General features: G+C 45.5%; 7 protein-coding genes. 4 read left to right on the top strand and 3 right to left on the bottom strand.

Features of this window, described 5'->3' with window-relative positions; genetic code table 11:
* Nucleotides 1–417: 417 nt before the first annotated feature.
* Nucleotides 418–2,403, top strand: a complete 1,986-nt coding sequence (locus BLS69_RS07095) for a glycoside hydrolase family 127 protein (RefSeq protein ID WP_091029797.1) — start codon at nt 418–420, stop codon at nt 2,401–2,403.
* Nucleotides 2,404–2,540: 137 nt separating this feature from the next.
* Here BLS69_RS07095 and BLS69_RS07090 read toward each other — a convergent pair whose 3' ends face one another.
* Nucleotides 2,541–3,434, bottom strand: coding sequence for a helix-turn-helix transcriptional regulator (locus tag BLS69_RS07090; protein WP_091029796.1), 894 nt, complete (start codon nt 3,432–3,434; stop codon nt 2,541–2,543).
* A 295-nt stretch (nt 3,435–3,729) separates the two neighbouring features.
* Here BLS69_RS07090 and BLS69_RS07085 point away from each other — a divergent pair, with 295 nt between their 5' ends.
* A complete protein-coding gene (locus tag BLS69_RS07085) occupies nt 3,730–11,046 on the top strand; it encodes a DUF5695 domain-containing protein (RefSeq protein WP_176872628.1) in 7,317 nt (2,438 codons plus the stop codon).
* A gap of 276 nt (nt 11,047–11,322) precedes the next feature.
* Here BLS69_RS07085 and BLS69_RS07080 read toward each other — a convergent pair whose 3' ends face one another.
* Nucleotides 11,323–11,874: a TetR/AcrR family transcriptional regulator gene (locus tag BLS69_RS07080; protein ID WP_091029790.1), complete on the bottom strand. Its 552-nt coding sequence runs from the start codon at nt 11,872–11,874 to the stop codon at nt 11,323–11,325.
* A gap of 148 nt (nt 11,875–12,022) precedes the next feature.
* Here BLS69_RS07080 and BLS69_RS07075 point away from each other — a divergent pair, with 148 nt between their 5' ends.
* The gene (locus BLS69_RS07075) at nt 12,023–12,943 is read left to right on the top strand and encodes a ketopantoate reductase family protein (RefSeq protein WP_091029789.1); all 921 of its coding nucleotides are present in this window, start codon (nt 12,023–12,025) and stop codon (nt 12,941–12,943) included.
* Between the two features lie 157 nt (nt 12,944–13,100).
* Here BLS69_RS07075 and BLS69_RS07070 read toward each other — a convergent pair whose 3' ends face one another.
* Nucleotides 13,101–14,309, bottom strand: a complete 1,209-nt coding sequence (locus BLS69_RS07070; protein ID WP_091029786.1) for a sugar efflux transporter — start codon at nt 14,307–14,309, stop codon at nt 13,101–13,103.
* Between the two features lie 835 nt (nt 14,310–15,144).
* Here BLS69_RS07070 and BLS69_RS07065 point away from each other — a divergent pair.
* Nucleotides 15,145–16,140, top strand: coding sequence for a glycoside hydrolase family 43 protein (locus BLS69_RS07065; RefSeq protein ID WP_091029783.1), 996 nt, complete (start codon nt 15,145–15,147; stop codon nt 16,138–16,140).
* The last annotated feature ends 234 nt before the right edge of the window (nt 16,141–16,374 follow it).

The raw sequence follows: 16,374 nt of genomic DNA, 5'->3' as shown, positions 1-16,374 counted from the left end.
AAAATAAAAAAAGTCGCTGATCAATAGGATCGGCGGCTTTTTTTATGTTATCGGTACGAGTTTTATTCCGTGCCAAGGACAAGAGCTTCTATCGATTGCCGGAATGGACAAGAACATTGTCCTATTACCGTTAAGAAGTACATCTAAAGAATAAGATGTAATTTAAATCTTAACAGGCAGCATAAATTCTGCACAGTATTCAAATTTCTTATGGGACAAACAACTCGATAAGATACAAAAACGGGCTTTGAGTCACTTATAGCGAGAGGAACTGTAACGGGCAAGTTTCTGATTTGTTACAAGGTCAGCATATGAACAAGGTTGTAATTATGTAAATTTCAGTTGGAAATGATGATTTCAACCTGATGTAATGATTTGTAAAATAAGCTTATCAAAAAAGAACTAGGAGAGGTTCCCATGACAAAGCCAGACGTCCCGCACCATCCACAGATATCAGGTTATAGCCATAAAATCAATGATCCATTCTGGTCGCATTATATTGAACTGGTCCGCAACGTAGTTGTTCCTTATCAATGGGAAGCGCTCAATGACCGTATCGAAGGAGCTGAACCAAGCCGGGCCATTCGGAATTTCCGCATTGCTGCTGGGGATGAAGAGGGCGTTCATTATGGCATGGTTTTTCAGGATAGCGATGTTGCGAAATGGATTGAAGCAGCTTCGTACCTGCTCTCCGCGAAGCCCGACCCGGAACTGGAAGTCCTCGTGGATTCTGTTATTGAGACCATAGCTCGGGCACAGCAAGCCGATGGTTATTTGAACACGTACTTCACCTTGCGTGAACCTGGGGCGCGATGGACGAACCTCGCCGAGTGTCATGAACTTTATTGTGCAGGACATATGATTGAGGCTGGTGTAGCGTACTATCATGCCACGGGCAAACGCACGCTGCTGGATGTGGTTATTCGCCTGGCGGATCATATAGGCACCGTGTTTGGTACAGAGCCGGGACAATTGCCAGGTTATGATGGACATCAGGAGATTGAACTTGCACTCTTCAAATTGTATGAGACGACAAAAGAAGAGAAATATCTGGAACTGAGCCGTTATTTTCTGGATCAGCGGGGAGCGAGTCCGCATTTTTTTGTAGAGGAATGGGAGAAAAGGGGCCGTACCATACATTTTGGAGAGTTGGATATGGTTCACCGACTCACGTACTCCCAGTCCCATCTGCCTATTAGGGAGCAGTCGACAGCAGAAGGCCATTCGGTTCGACTGGTGTACATGTGCGCCGCTATGGCAGATGTAGCTGCGAAGAAGGAGGATACATCGCTGAAAGAAGCCTGTGAACGGTTGTGGAGCAACATCGTAAGCAAGCGAATGTACATTACGGGAAGCATTGGTTCATCAGCCAAAGAAGAAGCATTTACAGGCGATTATGATCTGCCTGGAGATACCGCCTACGCAGAGACCTGTGCCTCAATTGGCCTGATCTTTTGGGCGAAGCGCATGCTGCAGATGGAGCAGGATAGCCGGTACGCAGACGTTATGGAGCGAGCCCTGTACAACACGGTGATTAGTGGAATGTCTCTGGATGGTCAACGTTTCTTCTATGTGAATCCGCTTGAAGTCGATCCGAAGATGCAACGTGTGAATCCTAATTATGCCCACGTGCGAACACGCCGGCAAGGGTGGTTTGGTTGTGCTTGCTGTCCGCCGAACATTGCGCGATTAATTGCCTCATTGGATCAATATGTATATACCCCGGCCGTGGAACAGGCTACGTTGTATGTACAATTGTACATCGGAGGGGATGGGGAATTCACACTTGAGGGTAGGAGAGCAGCCCTAACCATGGACTCTGACTATACCTCCACTGGAGATGTGAAGCTGATCGTTCGGCCCGATTCCCCAGAGGGAATGCAGTTTACGATAGCTCTGAGAAAGCCGGACTGGTGCAAGATTCCCGAGCTGTGGATTAATGGGGAGAAGAGCGAACAAGATGGTTTTACTTTTGAATACGGTTACATAAAGGTGACCCGTTTGTGGAAAGCCGGTGATGAGATTAAACTTCACTTCCCTATGGAGTTGCTGCGGATGAAAGGACATGATCACATCAAAGCCACTTTCGGAAAAGTAGCCATCCAGCGGGGACCGTTTATGTACTGTCTCGAAGAAGTCGACAATGCCCGCGGATTGCATCGCATTCAGCTGCCCCGGGATGCCAAGTTTCATATCGGTAGCGGGGAACAGATGCCTCTGGGGGTTCCGGCTCTTACAACCATTGGGCAGAGAATCGTATCCCAAGAAGACTGGGGAATACATCTGTATCGCAGTGATGTTCACTGGGATACACAGCCTGCCGAGCTTCGGTTCATTCCTTACTTCACTTGGGCCAATCGGGATGAAGGAGAAATGAGTGTTTGGATTCGCGAAAGCGAATAAAAAGAAGTCTACTAGTGCTGCTGTAAAAAGGTATGCAAAAGGAAAGCGCCCGATAGACCCAAAATACGCGCTGTAGGATAACGTGATCTTTGGTGAGCGTACACTTTTTTCACGGCATCAGTTCTGATTGAGTCAGTTTATTTATCTGAGTTGGTAAACTTGCTGCGGAAGTTGGAAGGAGAGATGCCCTCTTTTTTCGAGAAACAGGAAGAGAAGTAGGATACATGATTGAAGCCGATCTCTTCGGCGATGCGAGCAACGGACCAGGCGGTTTGCAACAGCAGCTTTTTGGCCTGTTCGATTCTGTAATGCAGCAGATATTCCATGGGTGTCATGCCATACACTTTCAGCATGCTGCGTGCGAGATAGTTTGGATGGTAGTTGAGTTCCTTTTGCAGCATCGGATTGGAAATGGGTAGCGGGTAATTGTGGCGGATGTAGAGTTCAACTTTCTCGGCAATCCGGATTGCGGCAACGTCTGACAGTGAAGACAGCCCAAGATCCAGATGCTGCATAAATTGCTGGAAGGTCGCCTGTCGTTTCCAATTGCGCATGGACTGAGGCTCCTGATCAAGCTGAGAGAAATGCTCCAGCAGTTCCATATCTTTGATTGCAATGTGCAAATGTTTGGGAATGAAGATGGAACAGACATCACAGTGGTTCAGATATGCGCTCACCTTATGTGTCTCAATTAGTTCGGCTTGATTGGCGAGACATTCGTCCATGTTGGCAGACTCTCTCCAGCTGCCAAAGGTTTGAAAATGAATCCAGATCATTTCCGTTTCCGCCTTACAGGCTGCGCTGCCGTAATGATGTCCATCCGGCTTAAGGATCAGTGCTTCTCCCTGATTCAGAAGCCACTCTGTCCCGTTCTCGCTAATGGCGAGCGAACCGCGTGTAACAACAATTAGATCAAAGACACCGATGTCACTGCGGCTAATGTGATATTCACCGGCTTCGTAACAAGCACGTCCGCAATCAATAAAATAGGGAATGGGCGGGGTGATGAAATGAAGGATGGGCGAGTCCAATCCGGCACCTCCGAACAGGTTGAAATATTTAAAATTCATGTTGGCATCGAGCATTTATTTTTTATGATACAGCAAGTAACATAGAAAATAAAGCGCTTACGAAATTCAGTTTTAACCTTCAACGGATTCAGGTTTAGAACCTTATCTTCACTCTTTAGAGATTCTACTTTAGACGAAAGAATGAACGTCATTTTCGATGGATCGGTCAAAGGTATTTCGTAGAAGAAACTATACTTGCCGGTTTAAGAGAATTAAACCCCTAATGGATATGATCACATATATACAGGAGGTTATAATGACAATGATTTCGAAGAAGTGGAAGCCGCTCATGATCGCGCTGCTCCTGGCTATTCCAAGTCTGCCGCTACAGGTTAGTGCTTTGCCTGAAGTTGCGGCGGCTGCAGTCAAGACCGCAATCTCCAATGCCAGCCTGTCGGCCAAAGTTGGCGACTTAGGCCAGATTGAAGAGCTCTATATCAACAACAATCCTACCAATAAACAGGGGGAGCCAATCAATTTCGTCCTGCCTAATACTACATCGCCGCAGAATGGTACTCAGCACCAATGGATGGGGGGAATGATCTTCTCTTACCGTACGGGTGCCAATGGACAATTCCCTGATAACAGGGACGGCTTTGTAGAAGTTGATACCAATAAAACATTGGCTGCCGGTGGATCTACACAATATTCGACCATTAATCCGGATAACCCCTATATGAACAAGACCGCATCAGCAGACGGCAAGAAGGTAGAAGTCAACTTTATTGGACAGAACCTAAATTCTACAGACCAGCGGGTAATGAAGGGCTTCGATGTGAAATCCGTTTTTGATATGGAGACCGATGATGGTTCAATGCTTTGGGAAATTACGGTGAAGAACAAAAGCAATCAGTATATCGAATTCGGGGATATCGGCTTGCCGATGCCTTGGAACAACAAATACCAGACCTTATCCGATACCTATGATGACCGTGTGACGGTGCATAATTTCGCAGGTGCTGACAGTGGGTATTCTTATGCCATCCGCACCAGTGGTGAGGGGAACTTCATGCTCTTCACTCCGGTGCCGGAGAGCGGCGCTCGAATCGAGTATGTAGATTATTGGATGCATGAAGCAGGAGAGCGGCGTGCTGCAGACACCTTTAAGAACTGGACAGGAGATAGTGGCGGCTGGTATCCGGGGCTGAACGTGCTCTATATTCACTCCAAAGAAATCCAAAAAACGGGACGCGGATACTTCACTGATGCTTCCAGCCTCGTCCTAGGACCGGATGAGTCCAAGACATATAAGTTCAAATTCTCAGCAGTCCGTGGAGGAGACAACACGCCGCAGGAAAGTGCCCAAAGCCCAAATAACAGTTCGACCTCGATGGAAGACCGTGAAGCCAATCTGCGGTCCATCCTATATAAATCAGGCATGATTGATGCAGTAGCGGTGCCGGGCTTCCAGACAGCGATCAATATGCCTGTCAAGCTAGACCTGCACTATGACGACAGTATCGTTGATGTACAAACCATCGATATTCAAAATTTGGCAGAGAATGATCCGTTTGACGAAGCGCATATTCCGGTTATCAAGCCTGGGAAGAGCAGAAAGGAAATGGTTGACAACTCGCGGGCTGGACGTGGACTGCCTGGCGGAAACCCTGACTACAACGAGTCGGTTGAGTTTGTGGAGACCAAGATCGTAAATGGTGAACAGCATCACATCTATTCGCTTCAGTTTGATTCGATCGGCAATAACAGCGTGCGTATCGAATATAAGCTGAAGGACGGCAACGAATGGGTGGATAAATTCACTCAATTTGAATTCAATGTCCTAGCCGACCTGGATGCAATCTCGGATGCCCATTCCGAATTTATGGTCCAGCAAACACAGGATAAGAATCCAGAAAGTCCAACTTATGGTAACTATTTCGACTGGTATCTTACAAGCGGCATGGATCTCAATACAAGCCATTGGGGAGATGACTGGAGCCATGACAACATCAACTTCATGACGATGAAGAACTATCTGGCTCCAAGTCCCGCTGAAATTCGCTCTATCGAGACATACCTGATCGACTTCATGTGGGAACGATACATGAAGAATACGCAGGATAGCTACATCGTTGCGAACTGGCTGAAAGATTCTGGAGCGTACACTGACAAAGATAAACCTTATACACGTACGTTCTCCGAAATCATGGAAGCTACCGGATTTTTCAACATGTACCGGATTCAGAAGGCTTATCCTAATCTGATCGAGTACCGGGAATCGCCTCAGTTTTATCTGGAGAAAGCTTATAACATCTACTATAAGCGTGTTTCAACCGGGGCCATCGGATTCTATGGCGAGCAGCAAATCCCGCATATGATTGAAGCACTGAAAGAAGAGGGGATGCAGACCGAGTCAGCCAATCTGCAGAAAAAGTTCGCCCTCGACAAGGGACGGAATATGACTAGAGCCACTTATCCTTACGGGTCGGAATTTGAATATGACAATACTGGCGAAGAAGGGGCTTATGCAGCAGCGAAGGCACTGCGCACGTACTATCCAGCAGACGCACTTACAGGTGCAGCTGAGAAAAGTATGGAAATGGCCGATTGGAAAACACGTGCCATGCGCGGGATTCAGCCTACCTGGTTCCATTATTCCGTGCCCGTTTTCCGCGGCGGTGAAGGCTGGTGGAATTTCCAATATACTGCGTCTTTGGCAGGATACATTATGGATGACTGGTTAAGGTATGAGAATGATGGCAGATCGGTGGAGCAGAAAGCCATTGCACAGCAACGAAATTATGCCGCGAAGATTTCGAACTTCAATGCCGTCAATATGGGACAGATTTCGGCTAATTCAGTTGGCAGTACCTCTTGGAGATATTCGATGTATAAGGGAGGCACAGGTACGAAGGACGTATACGATGGCGGCTCACGCGTCATGAGTAACGGCTGGAATGATTTTTCGGGCGAATCGGAAGAAGGCCTCTATGGTTCCCTTCTCAGCATCAGCTCTGATATTGTTACAGATCCGATATTCGGGTTGTTCGGTTATGGAGCGCTGGTGAGTGACGAAGGAGACAGCTACAACATTACGCCGAAAGACGGTTTCGGCAAACGGATCAATCTGATCGATGAGAAAATCTATTTGGAGCTGGAAAGTGATAAAGTAGAAAGCGCTCAAATTCAAAAAGATGGTAAGGGTTTTACACTTCAGCTCCTGAATCCATCAGGGAAAGAGCATACTTCACGGATTTTGTTCGATGGAGTGGGGATCGAGAATGGCTACTATACCATGAAGCTGAATGGTGCAGCTGCCGGACAGTTCTATGTTCAGAACAATGAAGGCGTTGCCATGTTTCAGATGGGTAGCGTGCAGCGTGCTGAATTGATCATTGAAAAGTCAGCCGGCGGCGAAAATGAAGCTCCGCAAATTACTGTAGAGCTGGCGACACAACATTCACAGGCGTTGATTCCATTTATGCTGAATGGGATTGTAACCGATGATGGCGCGCCGAAAGGGACTCTGTCTTATCAATGGGAAGTGGTCAGTGCCCCGGAAGGCGCCAAGCTAACCTTTACTCATCCAAAAGCAAGTATTACACAGGCTACGGGTACCAAAGCAGGCTCATATACAGTTAAGCTTAGCGCAAGTGATGGACAACTGACTGGCTCCGGCCAGGTAATCTTCGAACTGGCTTCACCGCCGGATAAACAGCCTCCAGCAATTGGCCAAGTAACAGCGATTCAGGATGTTGCCAATAACAGTATCGTAGTATTGTCCGGGGAGGCCATTCCTGACCCTGTGCATAGCGAGGCAGAAGAACCCAAGTTGAAGTACACTTGGGCCGTCAAGCAAAAGCCTGAAGGTTCAGCGGACATTTCATTTGTGGATGGTGACAAAGCAGCAGCCTATGCGCGTGTAAGCACGGCAGGCACCTACACGTTTACCTTCAGTGCGGCAGACGGAGACAAGAAGGCCAGCAAGGATATAACGATAGAGATTAAGGAAGATACCGTTGACGTTTACCGGGCACTCAGCGTTATCACCAAAAAGGATATTGAACCAGAACTTCCTAGACAAATGTATATTCTATCAGAGGAAGGGTATCTAGAGCAGGAAATCACTTGGGATGCTATAGATCCAAGCAGCTATGCTAGTGTAGGCCAATTTGAAGCCAGAGGAAAGGTCAATGGAAGTGCTTTGGAGGTTTGGGCTACCGTACATGTCGTGAATACTGAGCTACAAAATGCGGCGCTGACAGCCAAGGCTTCCGCTAGCTTCTCTGGTGGCGACGGATATCCGGAAGCGATGAATAACGGCATTGAACCTAAAAGCTCGGCAGATTTCTCGCCGAACCGCGGTGCCCCCAACAGTGCATGGCATAACTGGGGTAGAGAAGGAGATCCAGCATGGGTGATGTATGAATGGGATCAGCCATTCCTGGCCTCTTCTATGGATGTATATGTCTTCCAGGACGGCGGCGGGAACTTCCGTCCGAAGGATATGCAGCTAATGCTTCGCGACGAAGATGGGAAATGGTACACCCCACGGGCCATAAAGGGATTGGGCAATGAACTTAATAAATACAATACAACGACCTTTGAGCCCACCTATATTACAGGTGTTCGTATGGACATGAAGCCTTCCGTTAATGGCAGCGGTATTCTGGAATGGAAGGTATACGGCTATACCGGAGCGGTAGATAAGTCAGAACTGATCAAGGTCTATAACTATGTAAATACATTAAATGCTTCGAACCTTGCAGATCCTGGTCTTGCGCCAATCGAAGCAGCGAAGACAGAAGCATCTGCTGTGATCAAGAATATGAATGCCACAGACGAGGAAATTGCCCTAGCGCTCAAGAAGTTGCTGACGGATTTGCGTCTGCTGAGTCCGAATGACGGCAATATGGCTTTCCTCGCGAATGCTTCTTCCAGCTACACCTCACCTTGGGAGAGTTTGGCGGCAGTAAACGACGGAAAGAAAGATGGCAACAACATTTCGCATTGGGGAACCTGGGGTCATGAAGGCGCAGAGGAGTGGGTGCAATATGAATGGCCGCAGGGTGCATCTATCCGGAGTTCGAATCTGGTGCTGTGGTCAGATGGCGGCGGAATCAAGCCGCCTACCCAAATTGTATATTCCTACATCCCGGCGGATAGCGGAACTGATGAATGGATAACAGCGGGAACGGTTACGGAGGGAATCAAAGTGGTTGAACATACTCCAGCGGAATCCACCAATCCGTACACGTTTGACTCGGTGCTGAATGTAAAAGCACTGCGGGTTACCCTGACCAAACAATCGCGGGCAGGCGATAACGGTGTAGGCCTATGGGAATGGGAAGTTCACCAGGCCATACCCATTCCTAATCGTGAGGCTCCAGTAACACCGGCCGGTGTGGCACCGTCCATTCCTGATGGAGATGACGGCAAACTGATCGGTGTGACAACAGAAATGGAGTATAAGAAGGAAGGCGAAGAAGAATATATTGCAATTGCAGGAATTGAGGTCACAGGTCTCACCGCCGGTAAATATTATGTCCGGTATATGAAGACCGGTTCGCTGAGCGCCAGCCTGGATAAGGAAGTCGTTATTCCGGAAGGGCAGACACAGGAGCAGGCTGCACCCGATGCGAGTGGGTGGGTGATCTCACACGCCAATTCGGATACCGGCATAAAAGGCATAATTGAGGGTTTGAATGATACGATGGAATACCGGAAACTGGGCGAAGAGGACTACACACCTGTTTCAGGTTCAAGTATCAACGATCTGGAGCCTGGCAGCTATCAGATCCGGTATGCAGCCACAGACAGCCTAAAGGCAAGTACTCCGGTAACTGTGGACATTCGCAATGAAACCAAGGTAGACAGAGAGGCACCAACAGCAGAAGGACTCGTCATTACACCGCCTACAGCGGCAGGCGGGAATGATGGCAGAATTGAAAATGTGACTGTCGATATGGAGTACCGAAAGGCGGATCAAGGTGGTTACATGCCGGTTAGTGGATCCAGCATTGAAGGCCTCGAGGCCGGCAGATATGAGCTCCGGTACGTCGGAACGGATTTGAGCAATCCAAGTCCTGCTATCTTGATCGTTGTGCCTGACGGAACCAAGCAGGAGCAAAGTCCGCCGTCCAGTGCAGAGGTCAAGGCTGTAAATGTCAGTGCAGCTGGGACCAAGGATGGTAAGATCACAGGTGTAAGTCCTGCAATGGAATATCGGCTAGTAGGAATGGACGCTGGCAGCTGGAATGCGATCACAGGCACAGAGGTTGCAGGTCTTGGCAACGGAATCTATGAAGTAAGATATAAAGAGACGGCAACTCATTATGCGAGCCAATCCCTTACTGTCGTTATCAGCAATCCAGTCATCAATCCGAAGCCTACGGAAACACCCTCGTCAACGGATGCACCTGTGTCAGTCACCACACCTTCACCGGTTCCTGAAAACATCAAAGTCGAAGGGAATTGGATTAAGATTGTGGCACCAAAGACGGATACCAAAACCGGTAAAGCTAAAGGAGCACCCATCCGTCAGGAAGACCTTAATAAGGCTCTGGAGCATGTAAAGGCGAATAGCAGTAAAATTAAAACAATCATGGTGGACATTCCGAAAGCAGAGGGAGCCCATTCCTATGCGGTTGAGCTTCCTGCAGCTGCACTAACCGCAGCGCATGCCAACATCAAGATCGAGATTAATACGGAATTTGGAACCGTTGCAGTATCTTCTAATTTGCTGAAGTATGTATCAGGTGCCAAAAATGTGGAACTGTCACTGAGCCGGCTAGATACTGTAAAGCTTCATTCAGATGTAAAATCAGTGATAGCCAGCAGACCTGTTATTGCATTCTCTGTGCAATTAGATGGAGAAGAAATGGCAACCTTGAATGCACCGGTTGAAATCAGACTGCCTTATACTCCTGATGTTGAAGAATTGGCCAATTCCAAATACCTTACAGTTTCGTACGAGGCTGCAAATAGTACATTTGTTCAGCTACTGAATGGCAAATACGACAGTGCTCTACAAGCCATGGTTTTTCCAGCGGCAAATACAGGTCAATATGCAGTTGTTTATACGAAGAAGTTCTTCAATGATGTCATCAAGGATTCGTGGTACGCACCAGCGGTTGAAACAATGGCGTCCAAAGGATTCATCGACGGGACATCAGCAACAAGCTTTAGTCCCGAGCAAAAGGTCACAAGAGGTGAGTATCTAGCTTGGTTGGTAAGGACACTGGATCTCAAAACAGAGTTAAACACCACCTTCAGTGATATGAAGCGAACAGACCTCTATTATGAGGAAATCGGAATCGCCAAAGCACTCGGGATCGCCATGGGTTCAAACGGCAGCTTCTATCCGGAAATGGAAATTGCTAGACAAGATTTGGCTGTGCTGACCATGCGGGCTTTGCGGGCAGTTGGGAAAACCGAGCAGACCCGTACAGCTGAGGATCTCAAGAGATTTACAGATGCGGCAAATGTAGCAAAGTACGCAATTGATGACATGGCTGGAATGGTTAGAATGGGTTTCATAAACGGGCGAAGCAATGTCACCCTGAGTCCTGGCGGAACGACAACCAGAGCAGAAGCTGCTCAAGTTCTGTATAAGATTTTCTTGCAGCTATAATTAAAGAAACCGACCTTGATCCTGTTTTCTGCAGGAACAAGGTCGGTTTCTTTTTTAGGGAATGCTTCAAGCATGATGCCTTGCCAATGTTAAAAAAAAACGTTATTAACTATGTCAACCTGAGGATAATGTGAGCATATTATTGAAGTTTATCTGTTTCGTTAAGCTAACGGGCAGGTAAAAGTGGGTTATTCTTTAGGGAGTGGGTTGTGTAATCAAGTTTATGCGCGCTTTTCAATGTTAAACAACCATATGGATTTGGTTTGAATGACAGACTCATTCTTTAAAATAGGGAGTAATCCCTCTTGAATAAAGGTTCTCCACTAACTTAAAAAATTCTTCTGACGATAAATCCTTTTGACGCTGGAGCCAAAGACGAAATAAAGAAAGGGAAGTTGTCAGGTAAAACTCAATTAAGTATGGCGTTAAGGCATGGTTTTGTGGAACGTTTAGTTCCAATTGGTTCAAAGTGATTTCTTTTTTTAAACGTTTTAAAAAACGTGCATTTCCAAAATCACCCAAAAGGGCATTGAGAACCAGGAGATGTTCTCTACTGTCCAGACAATAGAGCGTATCTTGAACCGTATGCATCGATAGCTCTTTATTCGCCAATTCTTTTTTTATGTCATTTAACAACTCATTTTCAACAGAGTCTAGCAATTCATAAATATCAGTAAAGTATTGATAAAAGGTGCTGCGGTTAAATCCTGAATTATTCGCAATTTCCTGAACTGAGATTTTCTCAATTGGTTTTTGGCTATATAACTCACAAAAAACTTCAACAAATGTTTGTCTTGTTTTCTCCGTTATTTTGGGTTGCTTTTTCATGTTTTCCTCCTACTAGCGAGTAAGAATATCATCCGACAAATCATAAAAAACTGATGGTTGATCAATGAATAATGAAAATTTATAATCACATCATACAACATGTTGTCGGATAATCAAAAAGAAATGTTAATAAGTAGGAGTGTTTTTAATGTCAACAAAACAAGATCGAATTTTAATTTTTGGTGCAGGTGTCATCGGGAGTATGTACGCAATTAAGCTTATTGAAGCAGGTTTTGATGTTACTCTGTTTGCACGTTCTAATAAATATAAATCATTAAGAGAAAATGGCCTGCGATATAAGGGGAAAAGTACAGTTAGATCGATACAAGTGAATGTCATCGATACGCTCGAAAATGATGATATATACGATTTCATTTTCGTTACCGTTCGTTATGATCGGTCCGAATCAGCATTGTTAGCGCTAAAAGATAATCAAAGCAAAAATGTAGTTACGATGACTAGTAATTCAATGGGATTTTCTTCGTGGCTGGATATCGTGGGGGATAGACTTTTACCAGCTTTTCCTGGCTTCGGCGGACAGATTAAGGATGGAGTATTGCATGCTCGATTTCTACCAAAGATTATAGCGGCAACAGCATTTGGAGAAATTAATGGTGTAGTGACAGAACGCATAGAAAATCTCGCAAAAATATTTAAAACAGCAAAGCTTCCTTACGTTATTAAAAAGGATATGCAGTCGTATCTAATCACACATTCCGTATCAGACATTGCCATGCTGAGCGTTTTACAATCCGAGAATAAGATAATGGACAAAAAAACAGCCAGAACCAGAAGGACGGCACGCAAAATAACAGTCACTTTAAAAGCGTATCTGAGGGCAATACAAAAAGCTGGCGTTTCAATTGATCCACCAATGCTTAAAATGGTGCTTAATTTTCCAAACTTAATTTTGGATCTTTTCTTTATGACATGGCTACGAACGAATATGGTTAGGGATATGATGTTGCCGGATTATGCGAATAATGCTAACAATGAGATTGTTCTGCTGAGTAACGATTTAATGAAATTTTTAAATCAAAATGATATCAAATCGGAAATGATTTACTAAACTGATAGGAAATTATAATTAAACAGTCGAACAAGAGTAGCTAATCAATGATCGACTGCTTTTGTTCGACTATTGTGCAGGTTAGTTTAGAGTAAGTTGCCATACCCCGTAGGTGGAAAAGCTTAAAAAGCTACATTATCCCATTGAATCGGCGTAGTTAGGTTGAAATTTGCGGTTCATCTACAGGCTGTCTTCCACTTACCACAAGCATAATTACAGCAACAATAATAAGTATAAAGCAGAAGATAAATGAGTATCGGTAACCCACGATGCTGGCTACTCCACCACCAACAAGACTACCAATCAGCCTGCCGATTGTGGATGAATTCGAATAGAGTGTGGAAGCATATCCCGGCATACTAGGCAGCAGGTCCTGAATGTAGCTAATTCCAATCGCAGAAATGACGGCGACAAAAACAGCGAGCAAAATTTGTGCTGCAAGCATTTGCCACATCTCGTTCGAGATAAGGATAACGAAATAATAAGCTCCTCCAAAAATAGCCCCGCAAAACACCAAGATTCGATTACTATACTTTGCACTAAGTAGACCGAGTACAATCATAAAGGGAATTTCCAGCGCAGCACATATACTGCTGACTAAACCGACATGACTTGTCGTTCCCCCAAGATTTTTTGTAATAAAAAGAGCCGTGTTTATACTGCTCATCCAATGAGCCGTATACATGAGTATCATAATGAGAAAAGGAATTAAAATATCCCGGTTTTGAGCCAGTCGGAAACTTTTTATATTCGCTTCAGCATTACTGCTCTTCATTTCTGTGTTTGATTTGAGAAACAGGAAAACAAGCAGAGCAACGAGTAGGAAAGCTCCGATTGTTCCCAAAAAAATCCCCTTAAATCCAATAGCAGCGAGTAATAAAGTGCCGATTAAAGGACCTGTAATAAAGCCGAGAGAGAAAGCAGAACGCAAGGTAGAATTAGCAAACGCACGCTCCGTAAAATGACTCTTTATCACTGCTTCTCTAGAAATAGCGAACAACTGGGGCATTCCTGTTGCACCAAGGGCAGTAAACACAGTCATGTAAATGAACAAAATCGGAAAATCTTGAATAAACAAGTATCCACTAAAGGCCATAACATTGGAGAGAGTAGAAAAAAGATAAACGCTCTTCCTATTCAAGCCGAGGTCAGAACGTCTTCCCATTAGTGTACTGATCCATATTCCTGCAATTAGTGTAACGGCTAGATAAAGACCAAACATACCAATAGATACGCCAAGCTGTTCCGTGAAATAAATAGATAAAAAGGGGGTACTGAGTGAAATACCCATCCCCTGTAATGCCATACACATAAAGAGTAAAGCATACGAAGGAATGGAAAATAAGCTGATGAATCGATTGATCATAGTGTAAAATTACTCCTCAGAATTTGTTGTTGTGTAATCACCATACATGACCTTGCTTTATCTCGTCTAATTGCATTTTACTGGTGAATGCTTCACATCCACTTTGGGAAGCTAATAGACGCTCATATTCATGGCTGAATAGAATCAATCGTACATCTTTATTATGTACTAGATGACAACACAAACAATATAACATTCGTGCCAAATGCTTGCCTAAACCTACCATAGACTCGTGTGAGTATACAGTAAATCTTTTCACCGCCTGCGCGAGGTTGCTGAACTAGGTGGTGTTCAATATAACCTACTGTAAAGATTAAGCTAACGGGCAGGATAGTTTAAAGGAGCCGAACGCTGTTTTCTTAAAGTGAAAATGCCACCAAAAAAATTAATTCGTAAAATGGTTGCGATCCAGAGGAGAAGAAGTAATATGTGTGACAAGACAACGCAAAAAAGATCACTTCATTAAAGTAGTCTTATTTAGAATATAAGAATTATGAGATGGGCGGGAATTGTACATTTTTTCGGGGAAAGATCTTTATTATGTATATAGGAAAGAATAAGCGGTGCTTATACAATAACATTAGAGATTGTAAACGCTTGCTTCGAATACTGAGGATGCAATCAAAGAATTACCGTAAATCGCCGGATATTTGAGCGCTATTCCTGGACCGCAGACATACCTACATGCTGGACGATGAAGCGCCTCCCTTGTTCGCTTCCTCAGCCAGCTGCTTCACCGGCGTCTACCTGGGGCTGCGCGCCTTGGGCAACGGTACAGAGAACCCAGCCTTAATTATGAAGGATTCTATTATTCCAATACCAAAGGAGATGCCTTATGAATCAACAACAACTACCTAAGCCCCACCAGCCGCTCGTAACCCACATCTTCACTGCGGACCCGTCCGCCCATGTCTACGAGGGCAAAATTTACATCTATCCTTCCCATGACCTCGATCATGACGAGCCGAGCAACGATAACGGCGACCAGTATAAAATGGAAGACTATCATGTCCTCTCGATGAACAACTTCGATTCCCCGGTGGTCGATCACGGCGAAGCGTTGCATCTGAGAGATATTCCGTGGGCCTCGAAGCAGCTCTGGGCACCGGATGCCGCTTATAAGGACAATACCTATTACCTGTTCTTCCCGGCACGGGATCATGACGGCATCTTCCGTCTGGGTGTGGCAACATCAGAGTCTCCGGCAGGCCCGTTCAAGCCGCAACCAAATTATATGGAAGGCAGCTTTAGTATCGATCCGGCCGTACTGGTGGATGACGACAATCAGTCATACATCTATTTCGGCGGACTCTGGGGCGGCCAGCTGGAGAAATGGCAGACCGGCAGCTTCGTGCCAGATGCAGAAGGACCGGCTCCTGACCAGCCAGCGCTTGGACCGCAAGTTGCACTGCTTAGTGACGATATGCTGTCCTTCCAGGGCAAGCCTGCCGAGATATCAATTGTCGATGAAGACGGGAATCCGATTCTGGCCGGGGATGAGGAACGGAGATATTTTGAAGGCCCATGGATGCATAAATATAACGACTATTACTACCTGTCCTACTCTACAGGAACCACGCATAAGCTCGTATATGCGATAGGCAAGAACCCGATGGGACCATTCGCGTTCAAAGGCGAGATTCTCTCTCCGGTTATCGGCTGGACAACACACCACTCCATTGTGCAAGTTGAAGACAAGTGGTATCTGTTCTATCACGACAGCTCCCTGTCGGAAGGCGTCAACCACAAGCGCTGCGTTAAATATTCCGAGCTGAAATACAACGAAGACGGAACGATCCAGAAGATCAATCCTTATCCGGGTGCCGAGTAAGCTGGCGTGGTTAGCGGAAACAGATAAGATTACAAGATAAGGCATAACATGAGGCAGCTCCTGAAGGGGCTGCTTTTTTAATAGGAGGATCAGTTGTGTCACTCAAACCTTAATAAGATCAACATAACGAATAACTGTCTCCTACAGCACAGTCTGTGTTCCCTACAAAATTGTTTGACACCATATTACAATGCCCATAAAAGTAGATGCGATATATTGGAGTACCATTTTATT

It is taken from the genome of Paenibacillus sp. CF095, from assembly GCF_900101225.1.
In the GTDB taxonomy this organism is placed as follows: domain Bacteria; phylum Bacillota; class Bacilli; order Paenibacillales; family Paenibacillaceae; genus Paenibacillus.
This window is presented reverse-complemented; position numbering and strand designations above follow the sequence as displayed.

Excerpts from the sequence above, each read along its gene's own strand:
- BLS69_RS07095 (WP_091029797.1), top strand. The coding sequence starts at position 418 with ATGACAAAGCCAGACGTCCCGCACCATCCACAGATATCAGGTTATAGC.
- BLS69_RS07085 (WP_176872628.1), top strand. The coding sequence starts at position 3,730 with ATGACAATGATTTCGAAGAAGTGGAAGCCGCTCATGATCGCGCTGCTC.
- BLS69_RS07080 (WP_091029790.1), bottom strand. The coding sequence starts at position 11,874 with ATGAAAAAGCAACCCAAAATAACGGAGAAAACAAGACAAACATTTGTT.
- BLS69_RS07075 (WP_091029789.1), top strand. The coding sequence starts at position 12,023 with ATGTCAACAAAACAAGATCGAATTTTAATTTTTGGTGCAGGTGTCATC.
- BLS69_RS07070 (WP_091029786.1), bottom strand. The coding sequence starts at position 14,309 with ATGATCAATCGATTCATCAGCTTATTTTCCATTCCTTCGTATGCTTTA.
- BLS69_RS07065 (WP_091029783.1), top strand. The coding sequence starts at position 15,145 with ATGAATCAACAACAACTACCTAAGCCCCACCAGCCGCTCGTAACCCAC.